Annotated in this window: 21 protein-coding genes; 7 read left to right on the plus strand and 14 right to left on the minus strand. The window is 70.4% G+C overall.

Annotation, left to right across the window (positions count from 1 at the left end; all coding sequences use genetic code 11):
* Positions 1–4: 4 nt before the first annotated feature.
* The gene (locus AC3AOF_RS04895; RefSeq protein WP_488347832.1) at positions 5–1,816 is read right to left on the minus strand and encodes an IlvD/Edd family dehydratase; all 1,812 of its coding nucleotides are present in this window, start codon (positions 1,814–1,816) and stop codon (positions 5–7) included.
* A 225-nt stretch (positions 1,817–2,041) separates the two neighbouring features.
* Between AC3AOF_RS04895 and AC3AOF_RS04900 the strand changes: the two genes are divergently transcribed.
* Both AC3AOF_RS04900 and AC3AOF_RS04905 read left to right on the plus strand, forming a co-directional pair.
* Entirely contained in the window at positions 2,042–2,254 is a 213-nt protein-coding gene (locus AC3AOF_RS04900; protein ID WP_236991842.1) for a hypothetical protein, read from the plus strand.
* A 92-nt stretch (positions 2,255–2,346) separates the two neighbouring features.
* Complete coding sequence (locus AC3AOF_RS04905; protein ID WP_236991841.1) at positions 2,347–3,525, plus strand: pyridoxal phosphate-dependent aminotransferase; 1,179 nt, start codon at positions 2,347–2,349, stop codon at positions 3,523–3,525.
* Positions 3,526–4,284: 759 nt separating this feature from the next.
* Here AC3AOF_RS04905 and AC3AOF_RS04910 read toward each other — a convergent pair.
* Genes AC3AOF_RS04910 through AC3AOF_RS04920 form a run of 3 tightly spaced genes read right to left on the minus strand, consistent with a single transcriptional unit; the run spans position 4,285 to position 6,166 of the window.
* Positions 4,285–4,755: a DUF3237 domain-containing protein gene (locus tag AC3AOF_RS04910; protein ID WP_488347833.1), complete on the minus strand. Its 471-nt coding sequence runs from the start codon at positions 4,753–4,755 to the stop codon at positions 4,285–4,287.
* An 18-nt stretch (positions 4,756–4,773) separates the two neighbouring features.
* The gene (locus AC3AOF_RS04915; protein WP_488347834.1) at positions 4,774–5,616 is read right to left on the minus strand and encodes a DUF1206 domain-containing protein; all 843 of its coding nucleotides are present in this window, start codon (positions 5,614–5,616) and stop codon (positions 4,774–4,776) included.
* 16 nt (positions 5,617–5,632) lie between these two features.
* A complete protein-coding gene (locus tag AC3AOF_RS04920; protein ID WP_488347835.1) occupies positions 5,633–6,166 on the minus strand; it encodes a tellurite resistance TerB family protein in 534 nt (177 codons plus the stop codon).
* Positions 6,167–6,294: 128 nt separating this feature from the next.
* On the opposite strand from AC3AOF_RS04920, the gene AC3AOF_RS04925 reads away from it, so the two are divergent.
* Together AC3AOF_RS04925 and AC3AOF_RS04930 are read left to right on the plus strand one after the other, a co-directional pair.
* A complete protein-coding gene (locus AC3AOF_RS04925; RefSeq protein WP_236991837.1) occupies positions 6,295–7,092 on the plus strand; it encodes a DUF3750 domain-containing protein in 798 nt (265 codons plus the stop codon).
* Between the two features lie 171 nt (positions 7,093–7,263).
* Complete coding sequence (locus AC3AOF_RS04930; protein WP_488347836.1) at positions 7,264–7,479, plus strand: hypothetical protein; 216 nt, start codon at positions 7,264–7,266, stop codon at positions 7,477–7,479.
* 3 nt (positions 7,480–7,482) lie between these two features.
* On the opposite strand, the gene AC3AOF_RS04935 is transcribed toward AC3AOF_RS04930, so the two are convergent.
* Both AC3AOF_RS04935 and AC3AOF_RS04940 read right to left on the minus strand, forming a co-directional pair.
* Positions 7,483–8,484: a LacI family DNA-binding transcriptional regulator gene (locus AC3AOF_RS04935; RefSeq protein ID WP_488348957.1), complete on the minus strand. Its 1,002-nt coding sequence runs from the start codon at positions 8,482–8,484 to the stop codon at positions 7,483–7,485.
* A gap of 77 nt (positions 8,485–8,561) precedes the next feature.
* Positions 8,562–9,602, minus strand: coding sequence for an L-idonate 5-dehydrogenase (locus tag AC3AOF_RS04940; RefSeq protein WP_488347837.1), 1,041 nt, complete (start codon positions 9,600–9,602; stop codon positions 8,562–8,564).
* A gap of 164 nt (positions 9,603–9,766) precedes the next feature.
* Between AC3AOF_RS04940 and AC3AOF_RS04945 the strand changes: the two genes are divergently transcribed.
* Positions 9,767–10,534 carry an SDR family oxidoreductase gene (locus AC3AOF_RS04945; protein ID WP_488347838.1) on the plus strand — a complete coding sequence of 256 codons (768 nt, stop codon included), beginning with the start codon at positions 9,767–9,769 and terminating at the stop codon, positions 10,532–10,534.
* Positions 10,535–10,866: 332 nt separating this feature from the next.
* Here AC3AOF_RS04945 and AC3AOF_RS04950 read toward each other — a convergent pair whose 3' ends face one another.
* Positions 10,867–11,550: a DNA-binding protein gene (locus AC3AOF_RS04950; RefSeq protein ID WP_488347839.1), complete on the minus strand. Its 684-nt coding sequence runs from the start codon at positions 11,548–11,550 to the stop codon at positions 10,867–10,869.
* 150 nt (positions 11,551–11,700) lie between these two features.
* Between AC3AOF_RS04950 and AC3AOF_RS04955 the strand changes: the two genes are divergently transcribed.
* Both AC3AOF_RS04955 and AC3AOF_RS04960 read left to right on the plus strand, forming a co-directional pair.
* Positions 11,701–12,369, plus strand: a complete 669-nt coding sequence (locus AC3AOF_RS04955) for a response regulator transcription factor (RefSeq protein WP_488347840.1) — start codon at positions 11,701–11,703, stop codon at positions 12,367–12,369.
* Positions 12,366–13,688: a sensor histidine kinase gene (locus AC3AOF_RS04960; protein WP_488347841.1), complete on the plus strand. Its 1,323-nt coding sequence runs from the start codon at positions 12,366–12,368 to the stop codon at positions 13,686–13,688. Before AC3AOF_RS04955 ends, AC3AOF_RS04960 begins: the two co-directional genes overlap by 4 nt.
* A 394-nt stretch (positions 13,689–14,082) precedes the next feature.
* On the opposite strand, the gene AC3AOF_RS04965 is transcribed toward AC3AOF_RS04960, so the two are convergent.
* The 7 genes from AC3AOF_RS04965 to AC3AOF_RS04995 all read right to left on the minus strand — a co-directional run bounded on the left by AC3AOF_RS04965 (position 14,083) and on the right by AC3AOF_RS04995 (position 20,240).
* Complete coding sequence (locus tag AC3AOF_RS04965; RefSeq protein ID WP_048453006.1) at positions 14,083–14,829, minus strand: YebC/PmpR family DNA-binding transcriptional regulator; 747 nt, start codon at positions 14,827–14,829, stop codon at positions 14,083–14,085.
* 206 nt (positions 14,830–15,035) lie between these two features.
* Positions 15,036–15,905: a phosphonate ABC transporter, permease protein PhnE gene (gene phnE / locus AC3AOF_RS04970; RefSeq protein WP_236991830.1), complete on the minus strand. Its 870-nt coding sequence runs from the start codon at positions 15,903–15,905 to the stop codon at positions 15,036–15,038.
* Positions 15,902–16,786, minus strand: a complete 885-nt coding sequence (phnE, locus tag AC3AOF_RS04975) for a phosphonate ABC transporter, permease protein PhnE (protein ID WP_236991829.1) — start codon at positions 16,784–16,786, stop codon at positions 15,902–15,904. The genes phnE (AC3AOF_RS04970) and phnE (AC3AOF_RS04975) overlap by 4 nt, the downstream gene beginning before the upstream one ends.
* A gap of 285 nt (positions 16,787–17,071) precedes the next feature.
* Positions 17,072–17,998 carry a phosphonate ABC transporter substrate-binding protein gene (phnD, locus tag AC3AOF_RS04980; RefSeq protein ID WP_488347842.1) on the minus strand — a complete coding sequence of 309 codons (927 nt, stop codon included), beginning with the start codon at positions 17,996–17,998 and terminating at the stop codon, positions 17,072–17,074.
* Positions 17,999–18,029: 31 nt separating this feature from the next.
* Complete coding sequence (gene phnC, locus AC3AOF_RS04985) at positions 18,030–18,851, minus strand: phosphonate ABC transporter ATP-binding protein (RefSeq protein ID WP_488347843.1); 822 nt, start codon at positions 18,849–18,851, stop codon at positions 18,030–18,032.
* 74 nt (positions 18,852–18,925) lie between these two features.
* The gene (locus AC3AOF_RS04990) at positions 18,926–19,543 is read right to left on the minus strand and encodes an LbetaH domain-containing protein (RefSeq protein WP_488347844.1); all 618 of its coding nucleotides are present in this window, start codon (positions 19,541–19,543) and stop codon (positions 18,926–18,928) included.
* 4 nt (positions 19,544–19,547) lie between these two features.
* Positions 19,548–20,240 carry a DUF1045 domain-containing protein gene (locus AC3AOF_RS04995; protein WP_488347845.1) on the minus strand — a complete coding sequence of 231 codons (693 nt, stop codon included), beginning with the start codon at positions 20,238–20,240 and terminating at the stop codon, positions 19,548–19,550.
* Positions 20,241–20,298: the final 58 nt, after the last annotated feature.

A 20,298-nucleotide genomic window follows, 5' to 3' on the forward strand; every position in this document is an offset into this window, starting at 1 on the left:
GACACTAGTGGTTGTCGCGCGGCACCCCATGCGTCTGTGCGATGCGCTGGAAGGCCTCGGAGCCCTTGAGGATCATGCCCTCGGAGAGCTGGTCCACCATCGCGCGCTGGATCGCCTGCCAGGGGGTCTGGCTCGCCGGGTAGGGGTAGCCGCCCCGGGCGTTGAGGTCGTCGCGGCGCCGCTGGATCTCCTCCTCGGGGAGCAGGATGTCGGCGGTGCGCTTGTTGAGGTCGATCCGGACCCGGTCGCCGTTCTGGAGCAGCGCCAGACCGCCGCCGGCCGCCGCCTCCGGCGAGGCGTTGAGGATCGAGGGCGTGCCCGAGGTACCGGACTGGCGCCCGTCGCCGATGCAGGGCAGCGACAGTACGCCCTTGCGGATCAGCTCGCCCGGGGGCTGCATGTTCACGACCTCGGCCGCGCCCGGATAGCCGATCGGCCCGGCGCCCCGCATGATCAGCACCGTGTGCTCGTCGATCTCGAGCGCCGGATCGTCGATGCGGTGGTGGTAATCCTCCGGCCCGTCGAACACCACGACACGCCCCTCGAAGGCGTAGGGATCGTCCGGGTTGGCGAGGTAGCGGTCGTAGAACTCACGGCTGATCACGCTGGTCTTCATGATCGCGGAATCGAACAGCGAGCCCTTGAGGTTGAGGAAGCCGGCGCGCTCGCGCATTGGCTCGCCATAGGGCTTGATGACGTCGCGATCCCAGGTCTGGGCGCCCGCGCAGTTCTCGGCAACGGTCTTGCCGTTGCAGGTGAGCACGTCGGCGTGGAGCTTGCCGGCCTCGAGCAGCTCCGACATCACCGCCGGCAGGCCGCCGGCGCGATAATATTCCTCACCGAGATACTGGCCGGCGGGCTGCATGTTGACCAGGAGCGGGATGTCGTAGCCGACGCGCTCCCAGTCGTCGCAGGAGAGCGGCACGCCGATCAGCTTGGCGATGGCGTTGATGTGGATCGGCGCGTTGGTCGAGCCGCCGATGGCGGTGTTGGCGACGATCGCGTTCTCGAACGCCTCGCGGGTGAGGATGTCGGAGGGCTTCAGGTCCTCCCACACCATGTCGACGATGCGCTGGCCGGTGGCGTAGGCGGCTTGTCCGCGCTCGCGGTAGGGCGCGGGGATCGCCGCCGAGCCCGGCAGCGCCATGCCGAGCGCTTCCGCCAGCGCGTTCATGGTCGAGGCGGTGCCCATCGTGTTGCAATGCCCGGTCGAGGGCGCCGAGGAGGCCACGATGTCGAGGAATTGCTGGTAGTCGATGTCGCCGGCGGCGTGGCGCTCGCGGGCCTTCCACACCACGGTGCCCGAGCCGGTGCGCTCGCCGCGGCTCCAGCCGTTCAGCATCGGCCCGACATTGAGCGAGATCGTCGGGATGTTCACGGTGGCGGCCGCCATCAGGCAGGCCGGCATGGTCTTGTCGCAGCCGGTGAGCAGAACGACGCCGTCGAGGGGATAGCCGTACAGCACCTCGACGAGGGACAGGTAGGCGAGGTTGCGGTCGAGGGACGCCGTCGGCCGCTTGCCGGTCTCCTGGATCGGGTGGCACGGGAACTCGAAGGCCACGCCGCCGGCCGCCGTGATGCCCTCGCGCACGCGCTTGGCCAGTTCGAGGTGATGGCGGTTGCAGGGCGACAGGTCGGAGCCGGTCTGGGCGATGCCGATCAGCGGCTTGCCGCCGCGCAGCTCGCCGACGGTCAGGCCGAAATTGAGGTAGCGCTCGAGGTAGAGCGCGGTCATGCCCGGGTTGTCCGGGTTGTCGAACCAGAGGCGCGAACGCAGGCGGCTGGCGTCGATGCGGGGGCGCGGCGTCTGGGCCATGGCGGGGTCGTCCTTCCCGAATTCGTTCTTGTCGAGAACCGTTCCGGGGAACCTATGGACCCGGCCGGTGCAGGAAGGCAACACCGCCGCGCGCATGCCCGGGCTTCCGCCGCCTGCGACCCCGACGAGCCATAAGTTTATCGTCCGGGCGCTGTCGCAAGGCGGGCGAGCGGTGCTATGAGGCCGGCTGAACCATACCGCTCGATCGTTCGGGGGAGCCGCCCAATGAGCCAAGAGAAGACGACCAACCCGCTGGTGCCGATCGCCATCGTGGTGTCGATCCCGGTCCTCGTCTGCCTGATCATCATGCTGACCGACGAGGGCATCGAGCGCTCGCTGCTCTGGGCCGCGATCAAGACCGGCATCATCCTGATCGTGCTGGGCGGCGCGCTCTCGTTCGGCGTCAGCCGGCTCGCCGAGAAGAACTCGTCGCGCTGATCGAACCGTCCCGACGGCACCAGAAGGCCGCGGGACCGCTAAAGGCGGGGCATGCTCCGCCTCGACCGCATTCGAGGAAACGAGAGACCGCCATGCCCGTGATCGTCCCCGCCTTCTCGCGCATCGGGGAGGAGAACGCCTTCGCGGTCCTCGCCCGCGCGACCGCCCTCGCCCAGGCCGGCCGCGACGTGATCAATCTCGGCATCGGCCAGCCCGACATGCCGACCCCGCCCCACGTCGTCGAGGCGGCGGTGAAGGCCCTGCAGGACGGGCATCACGGCTACACCCCGGCGACCGGCATCCTGCCCTTGCGCGAGGCGGTGTCCCGCGACCTCGACCGGCGTCTCGGCGTCCAGGTCTCGCCCGACAGCGTGATGATCGTGCCGGGCGGCAAGGTCACCATGTTCATGGCGATCCTGATGTTCGGCGAGCCGGGGGCCGAGATCCTGTATCCGGATCCGGGTTTCCCGATCTACCGCTCGATGATCGAGTTCACCGGCGCCACGCCGGTGCCGGTGCCGATCCGCGAGGCGAACGGCTTCGCCTTCTCGGCCGAGGAGACGCTCGCGCTCATCACCCCGCGCACCCGCCTGCTGATCCTGAACTCTCCCGCCAACCCCACGGGGGGCGTGACCCCGAAGGCCGAGATCGACACGCTCGTCGCCGGCCTCGCCGCGCATCCCGACGTGACGATCATGTCGGACGAGATCTACGGCACGATGACCTATGACGGCGAGCGCCACCACACGCTGCTCGCCTATCCGGAGATCCGCGACCGACTGATCTACCTCGACGGCGCCTCCAAGACCTACGCGATGACCGGCTGGCGCCTCGGCTGGTCGGTCTGGCCGGCGCCGCTCTACGATGCCGCCCGCAAGCTCGCGGTGAACTCGTTCTCCTGCGTCAACGCCGCGACGCAATGGGCCGGCATCGCGGCGCTGGACGGGCCGCAGGATTGCGTCGCCGCCATGATGGCCGAGTTCGACCGCCGCCGCCTCCTGGTGGTCGAGGGGCTGAACCGCCTGCCGGGCGTGTCCTGCATCACCCCGAAGGGCGCGTTCTACGCGTTCCCGAACATCTCCGAGACCGGGTGGAAGGCCAAGGCGCTGGCATCCGCGCTGCTGGAAGAAGCCGGCGTCGCGACGATCGGCGGGCCGGATTTCGGCGTGCATGGCGAGGGGTATCTGCGCCTGTCCTACGCCAATTCTGCGGAGAATATTGCGCGGGCGCTGGAGCGGATCGGGGCGTTCCTGGAGGGGAATCGGCGCTGAGGCGCCGGCTCGGCGTTTGTCAGAGCGTCGTGGCCCGATCCTCTCCGTCCGAGCATAGAGTTGGACTGTGACGGATCGCGAGACGAGGCTGAAAACGATCGATGCCGCTCTTGTTCGCGGCATCGCCGATGCCGAGGCGGGACGACTCATGCCTGTCGCAGAAGCCTTCGCCCGCATGTGCGCGCAGCTGGCCTGTGATGAGGATGTCCGTTCTGCCACGTGCAGCACGGCCATATCCAGCACGTCAGACCGAGCCTGAGCGTCTGTCTGAGTGGATTGCTCTGCCGAAAACTGAGAGGGAGCACGAAATATCCCACCCTCCCACCTCATCCTGAGGTGTTAGTCGATCGCAGATCGACTGACCTCGAAGGAGGGCTCCAGCGATCGCAGCGACTTATGGAGTCTCCTTCGAGGTCAGTCCATCTCCGATGGCCTGACACCTCAGGATAAGGTTGTGTGTGGGATTAAGTCGTTGGATCGATCAACAGATCCCGAGAGCAGAACGAAAAATATCTTCACCGTATCGATCATTTTCCAACATGTCATTTCGAAGCCGGGCAGCGGAGTCTGGAATTCAGATAGTCAGGCTGAGAACGGCAACCCGGAACACGCCTCGGCTTCGTCTGCAAGACCTGCGGTTCTGGATCCCGGGCTCCGCTGCGCGGCCCCGGGATGACGCGGAGGGTGTCAATAATTGCTGCGGGAACTCAATACACGGTACCGGGAACAGCCGTGTCACCTCTACCGGCTTCAGCCGCATCACATCACGCCATACACATCATAAACCGGCCCCTGCGGCAATCGCTGCCCCACCCCCACGGCGACCACCCGGTTGAGCCAGGCCAGATCCTCCGCCCCGGTCTCGAAGCGCAACGCCGTGCGGAAGTAATACGCCTCCGGTGTCACCGCCTCGCCGCGGCCGAGGCGGGCCAGCACCTCCGGCGGGCCGGCGCGCAGGCCGGAATACTGGCAATAGACGAGGCCGCCGCCCGAAGCCCGAAACGTGAGCCGCACGTCGAGATGCGTCGTGCCGTCAGGCTCGACCCGCAGCCAGTCGCCGGCAGGAGCAGGCAGCACCTCGGCGTCGAGGCGCGGGCCTGAGACGGTGCCGCCGGTCACCGGCACGACCCGCAGGTCGGTGCCGCGGGAGGGGCCGATCGCTTGCGGCGCGCCGACCGTCAGGGCGATGCGGAACAGGAACTCGGTGCGAAGCGGTAGCGGCGTCTCCAAGACAATCTCCTCCGATTCTCATCGCGCGATATCTTCCACCGCCCGGCGCGCCGCGTCGAGGTCCGGCGGGTCGATGCGGCGGTAGCGGGCCTGGACGAGGCCGAACACCCCGAAGGCGGCGAGGCCGGCGGCGGTGAGGCCGAGCAGCACCCAGCCATAGGGCTCGCCCCGCAGGGCCTGGAGCGCGCCGCCGAGGCCCTTGACCTCGCTCGACCGGCTCGCGAGCGCCGCCGCGATCAGGAAGCCGCCGATCAGCCCGAAGGTGAGCGCCCGCGCGGCATAGCCGAAGCGGCCGAGATGGCGCACCCAATCGCGGGCATCGTGAGGGACGGAGAGGCGCTTGCACACGTCGCCCTTCCAGGCCTTCCACGCGAAGGCGAGGCCGGCGCCGATGACGATCAGCCCGACCGCGCCGACGAGCCACTGGCCGAAGGGCTGCTGCAGGAGCCAGGCGGTCCAGTCCCGCGCGCCCTGGTCCTCCGCCTTGCGGGCGGTGCCGCGCCCGAGGGCCGCCAGCATCATCGAGGCGCCGAGGCCGCCATAGGTGACGCCGCTGACGAGGTGGCCGGCCCGGGTCGCCAGCCCCTTGGCCGAGCGGCCGTAACCGTCGGCATCGGTGAGCGCCTCGACCACCCGCCAGAGCGCGAAGGCGGCGAGGCCGAAGGCGACGATCCCGAGCAGGATCCAGCCGAAGGGCCGCTCCAGCAGGATCAGGAGTGCGCTGCGGCTGCCCCCCGTCTGCCCGCCGACGCCGATCGCCGCCAGCAGGGCGAGGCCGCCGACGAGGCAGTAGGTGACCCCGCGGGCGCCGTAGCCGAGGCGGGCGAGCAGTTCGAGGGCTTGCCGGCCTGCGGCGTGCATGGAAGCCTCGCCCCGGTCAGGCCGCGAGGCCGGATTCGACCCGCGCGATCGCACCCTCGTCGAGGTCGAGGGCCTCCGCCAGCATCCGCAGGAAGGTGCGCTCCTGCATCGTATCGGGGTCGATGGCGAGGCGGGCCGCGGCGTAGACCCGGGCGCCCGATTCGGGATCCTGGACCCGGTCGGCGATCTCGTCGATCGTCGCCGGATCCTCCAGCTCGCGGGCGAGCCATTGCCGGCCGGCGAGGTCGAGGCCGGATTCGGCGACCGCCGCGTCGAGCCGCTCGCGCTCGCGAGCATCGATCACCCCGTCGGCGGCCGAGGCCGCCACCATGATGCGCAGGCAGAGCGTCGCCTCGTCGTCGCTGAGCGCGCCGGCCTCGAAGGGGGTCGCGGGGGACTTCGACGACGGTTGCGCGGCCGGCGCCTCCGCTTGCGTCGCCCGCAGGGCAAGCCCGGCGATGAGCGCCAGCCCACCGAGGGCGGCGGAGGCCGCGAGCCCGCCGCGGCGACTGCGCACCAGGGCATCCAGCACCCGTTTCACCTCGGCCATCACGCCCTCCCGTACCCGTCACAGTTCATCTCTTTGCCGACAACGGTCTCGTGCGGCTCCGGTTCGCGGATGAACGGCGGATCGCCACGCCGGTTGCGCGGCCACGCTCGCAGCGCCATCTTGCGGTCATGCTTCTCGCCCTGGCCTGGCTGGCGCGCACCCTGGTGCTCGCCCTCGTCATCCTGTTCCTGCTGCCGCTCGCCGCCCACGCCCTGTGGTGGTGGAGCCGCGACGACGTCGCTCCCGACTGGTCCACCGCCGACTGGTCGAGCGCCCGGCTCCTGCCCGCCGCAACGGCCGCGCCGGAGGCGAAGGTGCGGATCTACGCCGCCCGGGTCGGGCGCTGGCGGGGCATCTTCGCCCACCACACCTGGATCGTGGTCAAGGAGGCGGGCGCCCCGCGCTACACCCGCTACGACGTGGTCGGCTGGGGCCTGCCGGTGCGGACCGACGCCTACGCGGCCGATGCGCGCTGGTTCGGCAACCCGCCGCAGGTGGTGCTGGCCCTCGACGGCGAGGCGGCGGAGCGCGCCGTGCCGCGGATCCGCGCCGCGGTCGCGACCTATCCGCACCGGGCCGCCGGCAGCTACAGCGCCTGGCCGGGGCCGAACTCCAACACCTTCGTGACCCATGTGCTGCGGGCGGTGCCGGAGCTCGCCGTGGCGCTGCCGCCGACGGCCCTCGGCAAGGATTTTTCGGAGGACGTGGTCGCCTGGACCCCGAGCCGCACCGGATTGCAGCTCTCGGGCAGGGGCTATCTCGGGCTCACCCTCGGCTGGGTCGAGGGGATCGAGGTGAACGTCCTCGGGGCGGTGGCGGGGCTCGACCTGCGCCGCCCGGCCCTGAAGCTGCCGGGCTGGGGCCGCATCGGCATGGACCCGGCCGGTGCCACCGAGACGCTGATCGCCCCGACGGCACGGAACTGACACACGCCGTCGATCCCTGGCAGCGCCACGGGACGGGCGCCTCGCCGCCGACGGGTCGTGTCATGTCGCCCGCTCGCATCGCCGAAGGGGCTCCCCACATCATCTGCACGCAGGTCGTGAACCAAACCATGGTGCAGCGCGTTGAGCCTGACCGCGGGGTTTGCACTGCACATGTCCAGCTCACGATTCGTCAAGGTCGATGCGGCCCCCTCCGCGCTCAACGGGACCTTCGCTCCTGTCCTCACCGGCGTCTCGCGCGGGCTGCACGACCTGTTTCCGCCGGTCGAGCTGGCGCGGCCCGCGCGCAACACGCGGGAGGAGACCGAGCGGGACGCCGTCGCCCCGGTGCTGCGGCAGCGTCAGACCCAGGCGCCGCGGCTGGCCTGATTCTCACCGCCGGATCGTGCTCTCCCGCAGGACGAGCCGGAACCCGAGATCGATCACCGCCGGGGCCGTAGCCCCCCCGTCGAGGAGCCCGAGCAGCAACCCACCGGTCCGCAAGCCGATCTCGGCGGCATCGACCGCGATGGTGGAGAGGCGCGGCACGCATTGGCGGCCGATCTCGAAATCGCCGAAGCCGAGGATCTGCACGTCCTCCGGCACCCGGATGCCGCGGCGCCGGCATTCCATCACGGCGCCGAAGGCCGAGATGTCGGAGACGAGGAACAAAGCCTCGGCGCCGCCGCGGCGCAGGAGCTCGGCCATCGCCTCGGCGCCGTGGGCGAAGGCGCCCGCCGCCCGTCCGTGATGCAGGATCAGATCGTCCGGGAGACCGGCCTCGGCGAGGCCGTCGCGCAGGCCCCTCAGGCGCTCCTCGCCGCGGAAGTCGCGGACCTCGCCGGTCCGATCCGGCCCGAGCCCGGCGATGCGGGTGGCACCGAGGTCCATCAGCGTCTTCGCCGCGAGCCGGCCGACCTCGTAGTTCGAGAAACCCACCGCCCGGTCGAGCGGCGCCTCGGGGCGGTCCCAGATCTCCACCACCGGCACCCCGGCGCGGGCCAGAAGGTCGCGGGTCGTGGGCGAATGCTGCATGCCCGACACCACGATCGCGTCCGGGCGGCGCGATAGCATCGCGCGTAAGACCACTTCCTCCTCGTCCAGCGAGTAGCCGGTGACGCCGATCAGGGGCTGGTAGCCGCGCGGGCGCATCGCCTGGGTGAGGCCGGCGGCGGTGTCGGCGAAGTTCGGGTTGGTCAGGCTGGGGACGATCAGGGCGACGAAGCCGGTGCGCCGCGACGACAATCCCCCCGCCCCGCGATCCGGCACGTAGCCGAGCCGCTCCACCGCCGCCAGCACCCGCGCCCGCGTCTCTTCCGAGACGAGGGCGGCCTGGCTGAGGGTGCGCGAGACCGTCATCGGCGAGACGCCGGCGAGGCGCGACACGTCGCGCATCGTCGGTGCCCGGCGCAAGGGCGCCCGGCGCAACGGTGCCTGGTCCTCGGCCATGGTCGTGCCCGCGCAGAGTCGGCCTAGAAGGCGAGGTGGACCTTGATCGCCTTGGTACGGTCAGCGGCGAGGGCAAAGGCCTCGTCGGCCCGCGACATCGGCATCTCGGCCGAGAGGATCGGCGCGACGTCGATCCGGCCGGCGGCCAGCAGCGCGATGGCGGTGCGGTACTCCTCGTGGAAGCGGAAGGCGCCGACGAAATCGATCTCGCGGGCCATCAGGAGGTTGACCGGCACCGGGACGTCACCCGGCGGCATCATGCCGAGTTGCACCACCCGGCCGCCGGGCCGCACCACCCGGAACAGCGAGGCCAGGGCCGAGGGCGCGCCGGTCGCCTCCAGCGCGACATCGAACGTGCCCTTGTCGGCCTCGTAAGATCCCAGTCGCTCGGGCTCGGCGGCGACGTTGATGGTCTCCGCGGCGCCGATCTCCCGGGCGATGGCGAGGGGCACGTCCGACAGGTCGGTGCAGACGATCCGGCGGGCGCCGGCGAGCTTCGCCGCCATCAGGCACAGGAGGCCGATCGGCCCGGCCCCGGCGATGAGGACGTGGCGGCCGAGCAGTTCGCCCGCGCGCCGGATTCCGTGCAGCGCCACCGCCAGCGGCTCGCCGCAGGCCGCGACCCGCATCGGCATCGCATCGGGGATCGGCACGCACTGGTCGGCACGCGCCAGGAACTGTTCGCTGAAGCCGCCCTGGACGTGCGGGAAGATCGCCGCCGAGCCGAAGAAACGCATGTTGCGGCACAGGTTCGAGCGGCCGGCACGGCAATAATCGCAGGAGAGGCAGGGCCGGCTCGGATCGACCGCGACCCGGTCGCCGGGCCTGACGCTTGCGACCGCCGCGCCGACCCGCGTCACCGTGCCGGCGACCTCGTGGCCGAGCACCATCGGCTCGCGCAAGGAAAAGTCCCCGACCCGGCCCTTGCCGTAATAGGACAGGTCCGAGCCGCAGATGCCGCCGGCGCCGAGCGCCACCACGACCTCGTCGGCTTCCGGCTCGCGCAGCGAGATCGGCTCGATCCGCAGGTCCTTGGCGGCGTGGATGCGCGCGGCGAGCGTCATGGCACCAATCTCCTCCCGGTGGGCTCTCTGGCTGCCGATTCTCCGGCGCCGCGATGCCGCTTGCGTTGGTATCGGTACCATGCTTCCCTTCGGGCATAAGCGCAACCGCGGGATCGGCCCCGAACGGCCGCCGGATGCGGGGCGCATCTGGGAGGGATTTGCCGGTGTCGACCGCCTTGTTCGATCTGTCGGGCCGCCGCGCCCTGGTGACCGGCTCCAGCCAGGGCATCGGCCTGTCGCTGGCGCTCGGCCTCGGCCGCGCAGGGGCGGCGATCGTGCTGAACGGGCGCGATGCGGCCAAGCTCGACGGCGCCGTGGCGGAGCTGCGCAACGAGGGCATCACGGCGCAAGCCGCGGCCTTCGACGTGTCCGACGCAGTTGCGGTGAAGGCGGGCGTCGACCGGATCGAGGCCGAGATCGGCGCCCTCGATATTCTCGTCAACAATGCCGGCATCCAGCGCCGCGCGCCGCTCGAAGACTATCCCGTCGAGACCTGGCACGAACTGATGCGGGTCAATCTCGACAGCGTGTTCTATGTCGGCCAGGCGGTGGCCCGGCACATGATCACGCGCAAGCGCGGCAAGATCATCAACATCGCCAGCCTCCAGAGCGAGGCGGCGCGCTACTCGATCGCCCCCTACACCGCCTCGAAGGGCGCGGTGAAGAACCTGACCAAGGGCATGTGCACCGACTGGGCCCGCCACGGCCTCCAGGTGAACGGCATCGGCCCGGGTTATTTCGCGACGCCCCTGAACCAGGCTCTGATCGAGAATCCGGAATTCGATGCCTGGCTGAAGAACCGGACCCCGGCCGGGCGCTGGGGCCGGGTGGAGGAGTTGCAGGGCGCCGCGATCTTCCTGGCGTCGGCGGCGTCGGACTTCGTCAACGGGCAGATTCTCTACGTAGATGGGGGCGTGCTGGCGACGTTGTGAGGTTGTTCCTTCCGACCGGGCGCTGCCGATAAGCCCTTGCGCTGGCGCAGGAATCCCCTCTCCCCGCGGGCGGGGAGAGGGCTGCTGACCCCTTGTCGGGTCGGCAGCAAGCGGAGGCGCAGCCGAAGCGAGGGTGAGGGGGTCTCGACGAGTGAGGCTTCTCCGGAACCACCCCCTCACCCTCGCCCTGCGGGCTCGCTGCGAACCCAACAAGGGGTTCGCAGCCCTCTCCCCGCCCGCGGGGAGAGGAAAAGCTCGCGCCACACCTTTCCCCGGACAGCCCGCCTCAGCGATGCTGCCCGACCTCGTCGAGCCGAGCCGGTCGCGACGACTCAGAACACCCGCTTCTCCCGGATCTGCCCATCGAAGCCGACATGGAGCATCCGCTCCTTGCCGTCCTGCCCCTTCGCCGCCACGTCGAGGTGGCGCGGGCCGCGGCCGGCGACGCGCACGTCCGAGTAGCCGGCATCCGTGACCGCCCTGGTGAGGGCCGGGACGTCCACGTTCGGCCCGAGCCCGACCTTGTCCTTGGCCCAGTCGAGGCCGCCGGGGGGCGGGCCGACCGGCCGGAGGGCTTCGGTCTTGCCGTCGGCCCGGGTGAGCGCGCTGGCGTGGAGGAAGCCGTTCTCGAACCGGCCCTGCACCGTGACGCTCTCGCCCTTGGCCACCAGGGTGCCGCCCTCCCCGGACCGGCCGGTCTCGACCAGCGCCCGGCCGGTGCCGTCCTGAAGGATGAACTTGTTCCCGAAGATCTCGGCGACCTCGCCCTTGGCGGCGATGGCGCCGGAGGGCTGGAGCGCGCTCACCGCGACCGGGGCGACGGGGGTGAGCCGCGTCTGGGCGGGCTGGGCGAGGGAGAGCCCGACGGCGCCGAGGGCCAGCGGCACCGCGACGGCGCCGACGAGGAGGCCGCGGCGGGGCTTGGCGCGCGGGGTGACGGCGTCGGTCTTCGAGGTTTCGACCGTGCTGGTCTCGATCTCGGTGGCCTTGCCCTCGATGGTGGTGCGGTCGGTCATGTCTGTCGTTCCCGTGTGATGAGGCCCTGTCCGGGTTGGCGCTCTTCTACGTCAGGCCCCGGGAACCGGGCCTGAACCCGGCCGTTCAGGTTCGGTTAAACCGCCGGGACTACGGCGGAATCCGCTTGTGCCACCCGGGTTCGACCGCTCATGAAGCTCCTGCTCGTCGAGGACGATGCGGCGCTCGCCGCCGAGATCCTGCGGGTCCTGCGCGCCGAGAACTGCGCCGTCGACCACGCCCATGACGGCGAGGACGGCGCGCATCTCGGCGACACCGAGACCTACGACGCGGCGGTGCTCGATCTCGGCCTGCCGAAGCGCGACGGGATTTCGGTCCTGCAGGGCTGGCGGGCCGCCGGCCGAACCCTGCCGGTGCTGATCCTCACCGCGCGGGACGCCTGGAGCGACAAGGTGGCGGGCTTCAAGGCCGGGGCCGACGACTACCTGGTGAAGCCGTTCCGGGTCGAGGAGCTGGTGATCCGCTTGCGCGCCCTGGTGCGCCGCGCCGCCGCCCATGGGGCGACCATCGTGACCTGCGGTCCCATCAGCTTCGATCCCGGCCTCGGCGCCTTCACCCGTGACGGGCTGCCGCTCAAGCTCACCGGGCTCGAATGGCGCGTGCTGTCCTGCCTGATCCTGCGCCGCGACGGAGTGGTGCCGCGGGGCGAGCTGATGGAACGGGTCTACGAGGGCGACGCGGAGGTCGATTCGAACTCGGTCGAGGTCATCATCACGCGGTTGCGCCGCAAGATCGCCCCGGCCCGGATCGAGACCGTACGCGGCCACGGCTACCGGCTCACCGCGGGCGAGGCGGCGTGATCGGGCTCGGCCAGATCGGTTCCCTGCGTCGGCGCCTGCTCCTCGGGGCGCTGGCGCTGGGCGCGACCGCGCTGGTCGTGGCGGGAATCGCCATCGCGCTGATCCTCGCCCGGTTCGTGCGGGGGCAGATCGATTCCCGGCTCGATGCGCAGATCGTCGCCCTGGTCTCGGGGCTGGAGCCCGGCCCCGATTTACATCTCTCCCGCGACCTCGACGCGCCGCCCTTCGACCGGCCGGGCTCGGGCTGGACCTGGCAGGTGCAGCGCGGCGGCACGGTCCTGCGCTCCGCCTCCCTCGGGGAGCGCAGCCTGACCGTTCCGGCGCTGCCTGAGGACGAGGAAGGACCCCGCCCGGCGGACGGCACCGGCCCGCAGGGACAGGCCCTGATCCTGCGCATCCTGACGCTGCCGGACGGAACCGTGGTGGCGGCGAGCGCCCCCCGCGCGGCCCTGAACGGCCCGCTCCGGGAGGCGGGCTTGAGCCTCGCCGCCTGCCTGGCGGTGCTGGGGCTGGTTCTGGCGGCCGCCGGCGTGGCACAGGTTCGCCTGGGGCTTCGTCCCCTCGACCGATTGCGGCAGGAGCTGGAGGCGGTGCGGGCAGGCCGGCGCGAGCGGGTGCCGGATTCCCAGCCCGTCGAGGTCCGGCCGCTCGCCGCCGAGATCAACGCCCTCCTCGACCAGAACGCGGCGCAGCTCGCCCAGGCCCGCACCCATGTGGCGAACCTCGCCCATGGCCTGAAGACGCCGCTCGCCACGCTGTCGCTCGCCCTGTCCGAGCCCGGCCGCGACCCGGACGGGCGGCTGTCGCAGTTGGCGGCCCACCTCGACCGCTCCGTGCGCCATCACCTGCGCCGGGCCCGCAGCGCCGCGCTGACCGGGGCGACGCGGCTGCGCACGGAACTGGCCGGTCCGGTCACCGATCTCGCTGCGGCCCTGGAGCGGCTGCACGCCGAGAAGGGCGTACGGGTGACCTGCGCGGTCCCGCCCGGCCTCGCCGCGGCCTGCGACCCGCAGGATCTCGACGAGATGCTGGGCAACCTGGTCGACAATGCCTGCACCTGGTGTACCCGCGCGGTGCGGGTATCGGCGGAAGGCTCCGGCGGCGACGTGGTGGTGGCGATCGAGGATGATGGCCCCGGCCTCGGGCCGGAGGCGCTGGCGGCGGTGGCGCAGCGCGGCCGGCGCCTCGACGAGACCGTGCCGGGCCACGGCTTCGGGCTCGCCATCACGACGGAACTCGCGGAGCTCTATGGCGGCGGGCTGGAACTCGACCGGTCGGCGATCGGTGGCTTGCGGGCAAGGCTGCGGCTGCCGGGGTGAGCTGCGGCCGCTGGAGCCGGAAGTTCGCTCACCTCAGCAGAAGAGACACCCTCCGCGTCATCTCAAGGGGCAGTCGGGCACAAGGATGGCGCAGGTCCTCTCCTCTCCCCGCGGGCGGGGAGAGGGCCGTGTCGACGTTCAGGAGACACGGCAAGCGGAGGCGAAGCCGGAGCGAGGGTGAGGGGGTCTCGACGAGGGAGGCTTCTCCGGAAATACCCCCTCACCCTCGCCCTACGGGCTCGCCGCTCCCCCTGAACGGGGGATCGGCCCTCTCCCCGCCCGCGGGGAGAGGAGAAAACCCGCGCCCCTATGGATTTCATGATCCCGACCGCGCCGACGAGCCCATGGATAACAGAAGAAATCCTGCTAGCTTGTACTCAATGCGAACAGGATCTCACCCCTGCATCTTCGCCAGCATCGCGTCGGAAACGGCAAAATTCACGAAGACGTTCTGCACGTCGTCCTGGTCCTCGATGGTCTCGACGAGGCGGATCAGCTTCTCGGCGGTCTCGTCGTCGACGTCGACGGTATTCTGGGCGCGCCAGATCAGGGCGGTGCGGCGGGGCTCGCCGAAGCGGGCCTCCAGGGTCTTGGCGACCTCGCCGAGGGACCCCTGCTCGCAGGTGACCTCATGGCCGCTCTCGTCGGACTTCACGTCGTCGGCGCCGGCCTCGATGGCGGCTTCCAGCATCGTGTCGGCATCGGCCACCTTGGCGTCGAAGGCGACGAGGCCGACATGGTCGAACATGAACGACACGGCGCCGGTCTCGGCGAGGCTGCCGCCGGACTTGGTGAAGGCCGAGCGCACGTCGCTCGCCGTGCGGTTGCGGTTGTCGGTCTGCGCCTCGACGATGAGCGCGGCGCCGCCGGGGCCGTAGCCCTCGTAGCGGACCTCCTCGTAATTCTCCGCGTCGCCCCCGGCCGCCTTCTTGATGGCGCGCTCGATGTTGTCCTTGGGCATGTTCTCGGCCCGGGCCGCGAGAATCGCGGCGCGCAGGCGCGGGTTCATCGACGGGTCGGGCGTGCCGAGCTTGGCCGCGACGGTGATCTCTCGGGCGAGCTTGGAAAACACCTTCGAGCGGACCGCGTCGACGCGGCCCTTGCGGTGCATGATGTTCTTGAACTGTGAATGCCCGGCCATGGTGCTCCCCGGCGGATTGGTTGATCCTTGCGCGCGGAGAGCGCCCGGCGGGGCTCTCGACGCCGCAAGGCCTTGCGTGAGACAGCCGGCTTATAGGCGCGCGCCCGGGGAGAAGACAATGCGGAAGACACTCGCGCCGCGCGAGGCTTTCGCAACCCTTCGCACTCGCGAAAACGCGGTGGAATCAGGCCTCTAACCCCGAAGGCTCAGTGCGCCGCGCCGCCGATGATCGCCCGGCGCAGGCGGGCCGAGACGAGGTCGATCAGCGCCACGGTGACGAGGATCATCAGCACCAGGAAGGCGACCTGCTGCATCTCCAGCACCCGGATCAGCTCGGTGAGGTACTGGCCGATGCCGCCCGCCCCGACGATGCCGATGATGGTGGCCGAGCGGGTGTTCGACTCGAAGAAGTACAGCACCTGGCTTGCCAGCACCGGCAGCACCGCCGGCACCAGGCCGAACCGCACCCGGTGCAGCCGGGAGCCGCCGGACGCGGTCACGCCCTCCGGCGCCTTGCGGTCGGCGGTCTCGATCGCTTCGGAGAACAGCTTGCCGAAGGCCCCGAAATCCGAGCAGGCGATGGCGAGCGCCCCGGCGAACGGCCCGAGGCCGACGACATTGATCCAGATCAGCGCCCAGATCAGCACGTCGACGGAGCGGATCACGTCGAAGCCGCGGCGCACCCCGAAGCGCAGGAAGGGATTGGGCACCACGTTGCGGGCGGCGAGGAAGGCGACCGGAAAGGCGAGGCAGGCCGCCGTCAGGGTGCCGAGGAAGGCGATCGCCAGGGTCTCGCCCAACGCGGTCAGGAACAGGCCGAACCGCCCTTCCGCGGAAGGCGGCAGCATCATGCCGGCGAACTCGCTTAAGCGATGCAGGCCGTGGAGGATGCGCAGCAGCGAGAAATCGAGCCGCATCATCGCGAACACCGCGAGGCCGACGACCAGGGCGAGGCTGCCGATGACGACCGCGCGGCGCGACCACGCGGCCCGGAAGACCGCCGGGTGGCGGGCGCGCAACCCGTCGAGGTCGGCGAGCGCGGCCTGGCGCAAGGCGGAGGGCGGGCGGTTTCTCACGCGTGGGCCTCCCGGCCGAGGAGGTGGTGGCGCAAGCGCTCGGTGGCGAGGTCGATCGCCACCACGGTGAGGATGATGAGGACGAGGATCGCGCTCACGTCCGAATAGTAGAAGTTGCGGATCGCCACCAGGAATTCCTGGCCGATGCCGCCGGCCCCGACGAAGCCCATCACGCCCGCGCCCCGCACGTTGATCTCGAAGCGCAGGAGCGCGTAGGAGGCGAAGTTGGAGAGCACCTGCGGCACCACCGCGAAGCGCACGGTCTCGAGGAAGCCCGCCCCGGTGCCGGTCAGCCCCTCGACCGGTTTCATGTCGATGTTCTCGACCACCTCGGAGAAGAGCTTGCCGAGCGCGCCGGTGGTGTGGATGGCGAGCGCCAGCACGCCGACCATCGGCCCGAGCCCGAAGGCGATGACGAAGATCAGTGCGAACACCACCTCGGGCACCGTGCGGCACACTTCCAGGAAGCGGCGGGCGCAGAAGCGGATTGCCGGGGACCGCACCAGGTTGGCCGAGGCGAGGAAGCACAGGCCAAACGCCGCGATGCCGCCGAACAGCGTGCCGAGATAGGCCATCAGGATCGTCTCGCCCAGGAGCGCGAGCCATTTCGGCAGGCCCCAGTACCAGGCCGCGACATCCGCCGGCAGGTTGGCGAGGGTCAGCGGCGGCAGGATCTGGCCGAGATAGGCGGTGAAGTTCTGGATGTTGTCGAGGAAGGTGAGCGGCCGCACCTCGGCCATCCAGCCGGCGAGCAGGTACAGGGCCACGATGACGACGAAGACCGCCAGGTTGCGTCGGCGCGCCGAGGCGACGGCGCCGGAATAGGCGGCGAGCAGGGTGTTCTCGCGCTCGGGCGGTAGTGTCTCGATGCGGACGGTCACGGGGTTTTGGGTCTCCGGTGCCGGATCGGCGCCCTCACGTCGGGAGGGCATCCAGCGAGACAGTCGAGCGCGGGTGTCCCCTCTCCCCGCGGGCGGGGAGAGGGCTCCGGCGACCTTGTCGTCGACGGAGCTAGCGGAGGCGCAGCCGAAGCGAGGGTGAGGGGGTGTTTCCGGAGGAGTCTCATCCGGAAACACCCCCTCACCCTCGCCCTGCGGGCTCGCCTCACCTCCTGAACGGAGGTTCGGCCCTCTCCCCGCCCGCGGGGAGAGGAGAAGACCCGTGCGTCACGACCGCTTGCGCTGCTCGTCGTTGTGGCGGAGCATCTCGATGATCGGCTGGTAGTCCTTCAGCGTCACCGGGGTGAGGCCGAGGTCCTTGCCGTTGGAGAGTTTGTCGAAGGCGGCCTTGTCCTTGGTCGGGAAGTCGATGAAGGCCTGGCGGATTGTCTGCTTCAGGTCGTCCGGCAGGCTGGCGAGGACCGCGAAGGGCCCCTCGGGCAGGAACTCGGACTTGAAGACGACGCGGAAATCCGACTGCTTCATCGGCGTGCCGTCGGCGTTCTTCACCATGCCCTTGGTGAGCATCCGGGTCAGGTTGCTGTCGGTGTCGGAGTTCCAGAAATTGGCGGCGGCGTCGGCCGTGCCCTGGGCCAGCGCCAGCACGGCGTTCTCGTGGCTGCCGGCGTAGAAGGTCTTGCCGAAGAACTTGTCGACGTCGTGACCGGCCTTGTGCAGGAAGAAGCGCGGGGCCTGGTTGCCGGAGGTCGAGTTCGGATCGACCAGCGCCAGGCTCTTGCCCTTCAGGTCCTCAATCGACTTGTACGGGCTGTCGGCCCGCACGTAGATCACCGAGTAATAGCCCGACACGCCGGTCTCGTGCTTCTGGTTGACCAGCGGCTCGAGCTTCACGCCGGTGATGGCGGCGCGGGCGAAGGAGGCCGGGCCGTAGAAGGCGATCTGGATGTTGCCGGCCCGCTGGCCCTCGATCACCGCGGCGTAATCATTCGCGACCCGCAGCTTCACCGGAACGCCGAGTTCCTTGGTGAGATAGGCGGTGAGCGGGGTCCAGCGGTCGACGGTGCCCGACGCGTTCTCGGCCGGGATCACGCCCAGCGTCAGCTCGGGATATTTCGCCTTCCAATCCTGCGCGAAGGCGGGGCCGGCGGCGAGCAGCAGGGCAGCGGCGCCCACGAGGGTGCGACGGTTCAGCATCGATCGAGTCCTTCTCGGAACGAAAAAAATCTCAGGCGCTCAGCGCCTCGGCATGGCGGACAGGCGCCCGCACCGGCATCGGCAGCGTCTCGGGCTCGCCGCGGTCCATCACCTCGCCGGCCTCGAGGCCGTAGAGGGTGCGGGCGACGTCCTCGGTGAGGTCGAAGCCGCGACCGTCGAACACCACCCGGCCGGCCGAGAGGCCGATCAGCCGGTCGCAATAGGCGCGGGCGAGGTCGAGGGAGTGCAGGTTGCACAACACGGTGATGCCGTAGCGCTTGTTGGCGTCGGCGAGCGCGTCCATCACCAGGCGGGTGTTGCGCGGGTCGAGGGAGGCCACCGGCTCGTCGGCCAGGATGATCTCCGGCTCCTGCACCAGGGCGCGGGCGATGGCGACGCGCTGCTGCTGGCCGCCGGAGAGTTGGTCGGCCCGGTTGGCGGCGAAGGCCCCCATGTCGAAATTCTCGAGCGCGGCGAGGGCCAGCGCCTTGTCCTCCTCGCTCCACAATTTCAGGAGCGAGCGGTGGGCCGGCACCTGGTTGAGCCGGCCCATCAGCACGTTCGTCATCACGTCGAGGCGGCCGACGAGGTTGAACTGCTGGAAGATCATCGCGCAGCGGGCGCGCCACGCGCGAAGGGCGCCGCCGCGCAAGGCCGTCACGTCGGTGCCGTCGTAGAGGATGCGCCCGCCCGTCGGATCGGCGAGGCGGTTGAGCATGCGCAGCAGGGTCGACTTGCCGGCGCCCGAGCGCCCGATCACGCCGACGAAGCTGCCGCGCTCGATGGACAGGCTGACCCCGTCCACGGCCCGGCGGGCCCCGTATTGACGCGTGAGATTCTCGACAACCAGCATCCGTTCGCCCGACTCCACTGTTCGGCGAACGTAAACGCCCGTTAAGCGACAGCCGGATGACAGTTCGTCAGTGCTTAGCCGGCGTACTTATCAAGGAAGGCTTCGATCGGAAGCTGGCGAAAATCCGGGAGCGCGGCGCGCAACCGGTCGTGGTCCCAGTCCCACCAGGCGAGTTGCAACAGGCGCTCGGACACCGCCTCGCCGAAGCGGCGGCGCACGGGCTGAGCCGGGTTGCCGACCACGATGGTGTAGGGCGCGACGTCCCGGGTGACGATGGCGCCCGCGCCGACCACCGCCCCGGTGCCGATGCTGCGCCCCGGCAGCACCACGACGCCGTGGCCGATCCAGACGTCGTGGCCGATCGTGACGGGCAAGGCCCGGCGCCGGTCGAAGAAAGCCGGCTCGTTCTCTTCTTGCGGCCAGTACGAGGCGGCGCGGTAGGTGAAGTGGCTCTGCGAGGCCCGTTCCATCGGGTGGTTGCCCGGATTGATCCGCACCATCGCGGCGATCGAGCAGAACTTGCCGATCGTGGTGTAGATCACCTCACCGTCGTTGCCGATATAGGAATAGTCGTCGAGACTCGTCTCGGCGAGCTGGGTGCGCGGGCCGATTTCGGTGTAGCGGCCGAGACGGCAGTCCCGGACCTTGGCGGTCGGGTCGACGGTGGGCTCCAGGCCAAGCTGTCCGGCCATGGCATCAACCTCCGAAGGACAGGCGCTGCACCACCCGGAACCGGCCTGCCCCGCCGTCGGGCAGGACGTCTTGGCGCAGCACCGACAGGGCGTCGAGGGTGAGGGGCGCGCTCTCGCCATAGGCCGCCGCCAGGCGCTCGCGCCAGGGCGCACGGTCGGCCTCCGGCAGGGCGTCGGTGAGGGTCATGTGGAAGCGGAATTCCTCGAAGACGTGCGGGTAGCCCCAGGCCGCCAGCAGCGCCCGACCGCGGGGGCTCAGGCGCTCCGGCCTGCGGCGGACGATCTCCGCCTCGGTCAGGGGAGCGCGGAACGGCTCGAAGGCGGCGACGCATTCGGCGGCGAACAGGCCGAGCTCCGGCGGTGCGGCCACCGGGATCAGGGCCGTGAAGGCGCCGAGCGTCGCGACCTGCAAGGGACCTACCGACACCAGCGGATGATCCGCCGCCAGGGTGGCGGCAGCCTCCAGAAGATCGGCCTCGGTGGCGCCAGTTCGCAAACGCATCGGCGCCTTCAGGGTGGCGTGGAAGCCGTAGACCCGCGGCGAGTCGGTCACGCCCGGAAGGTCGGCCAACCCACCCGGACGGGGGATCTCCGCGCCGGTATGGTTGTCATAGCCGAGGACGGCATTGCCGAAGCGGGCGAGGGCTGAACCGGGCTTCGGCGTGAAATAGAGGGCGTAGCGGGGGCTGCCGGTCACGCGGTTCTCCTTGGGCCGCCCGATTCAGCACGCGGGCGTGACCGGATGGTGACGGCGG

This window comes from Methylobacterium sp. 142-1Y, assembly GCF_057747795.1.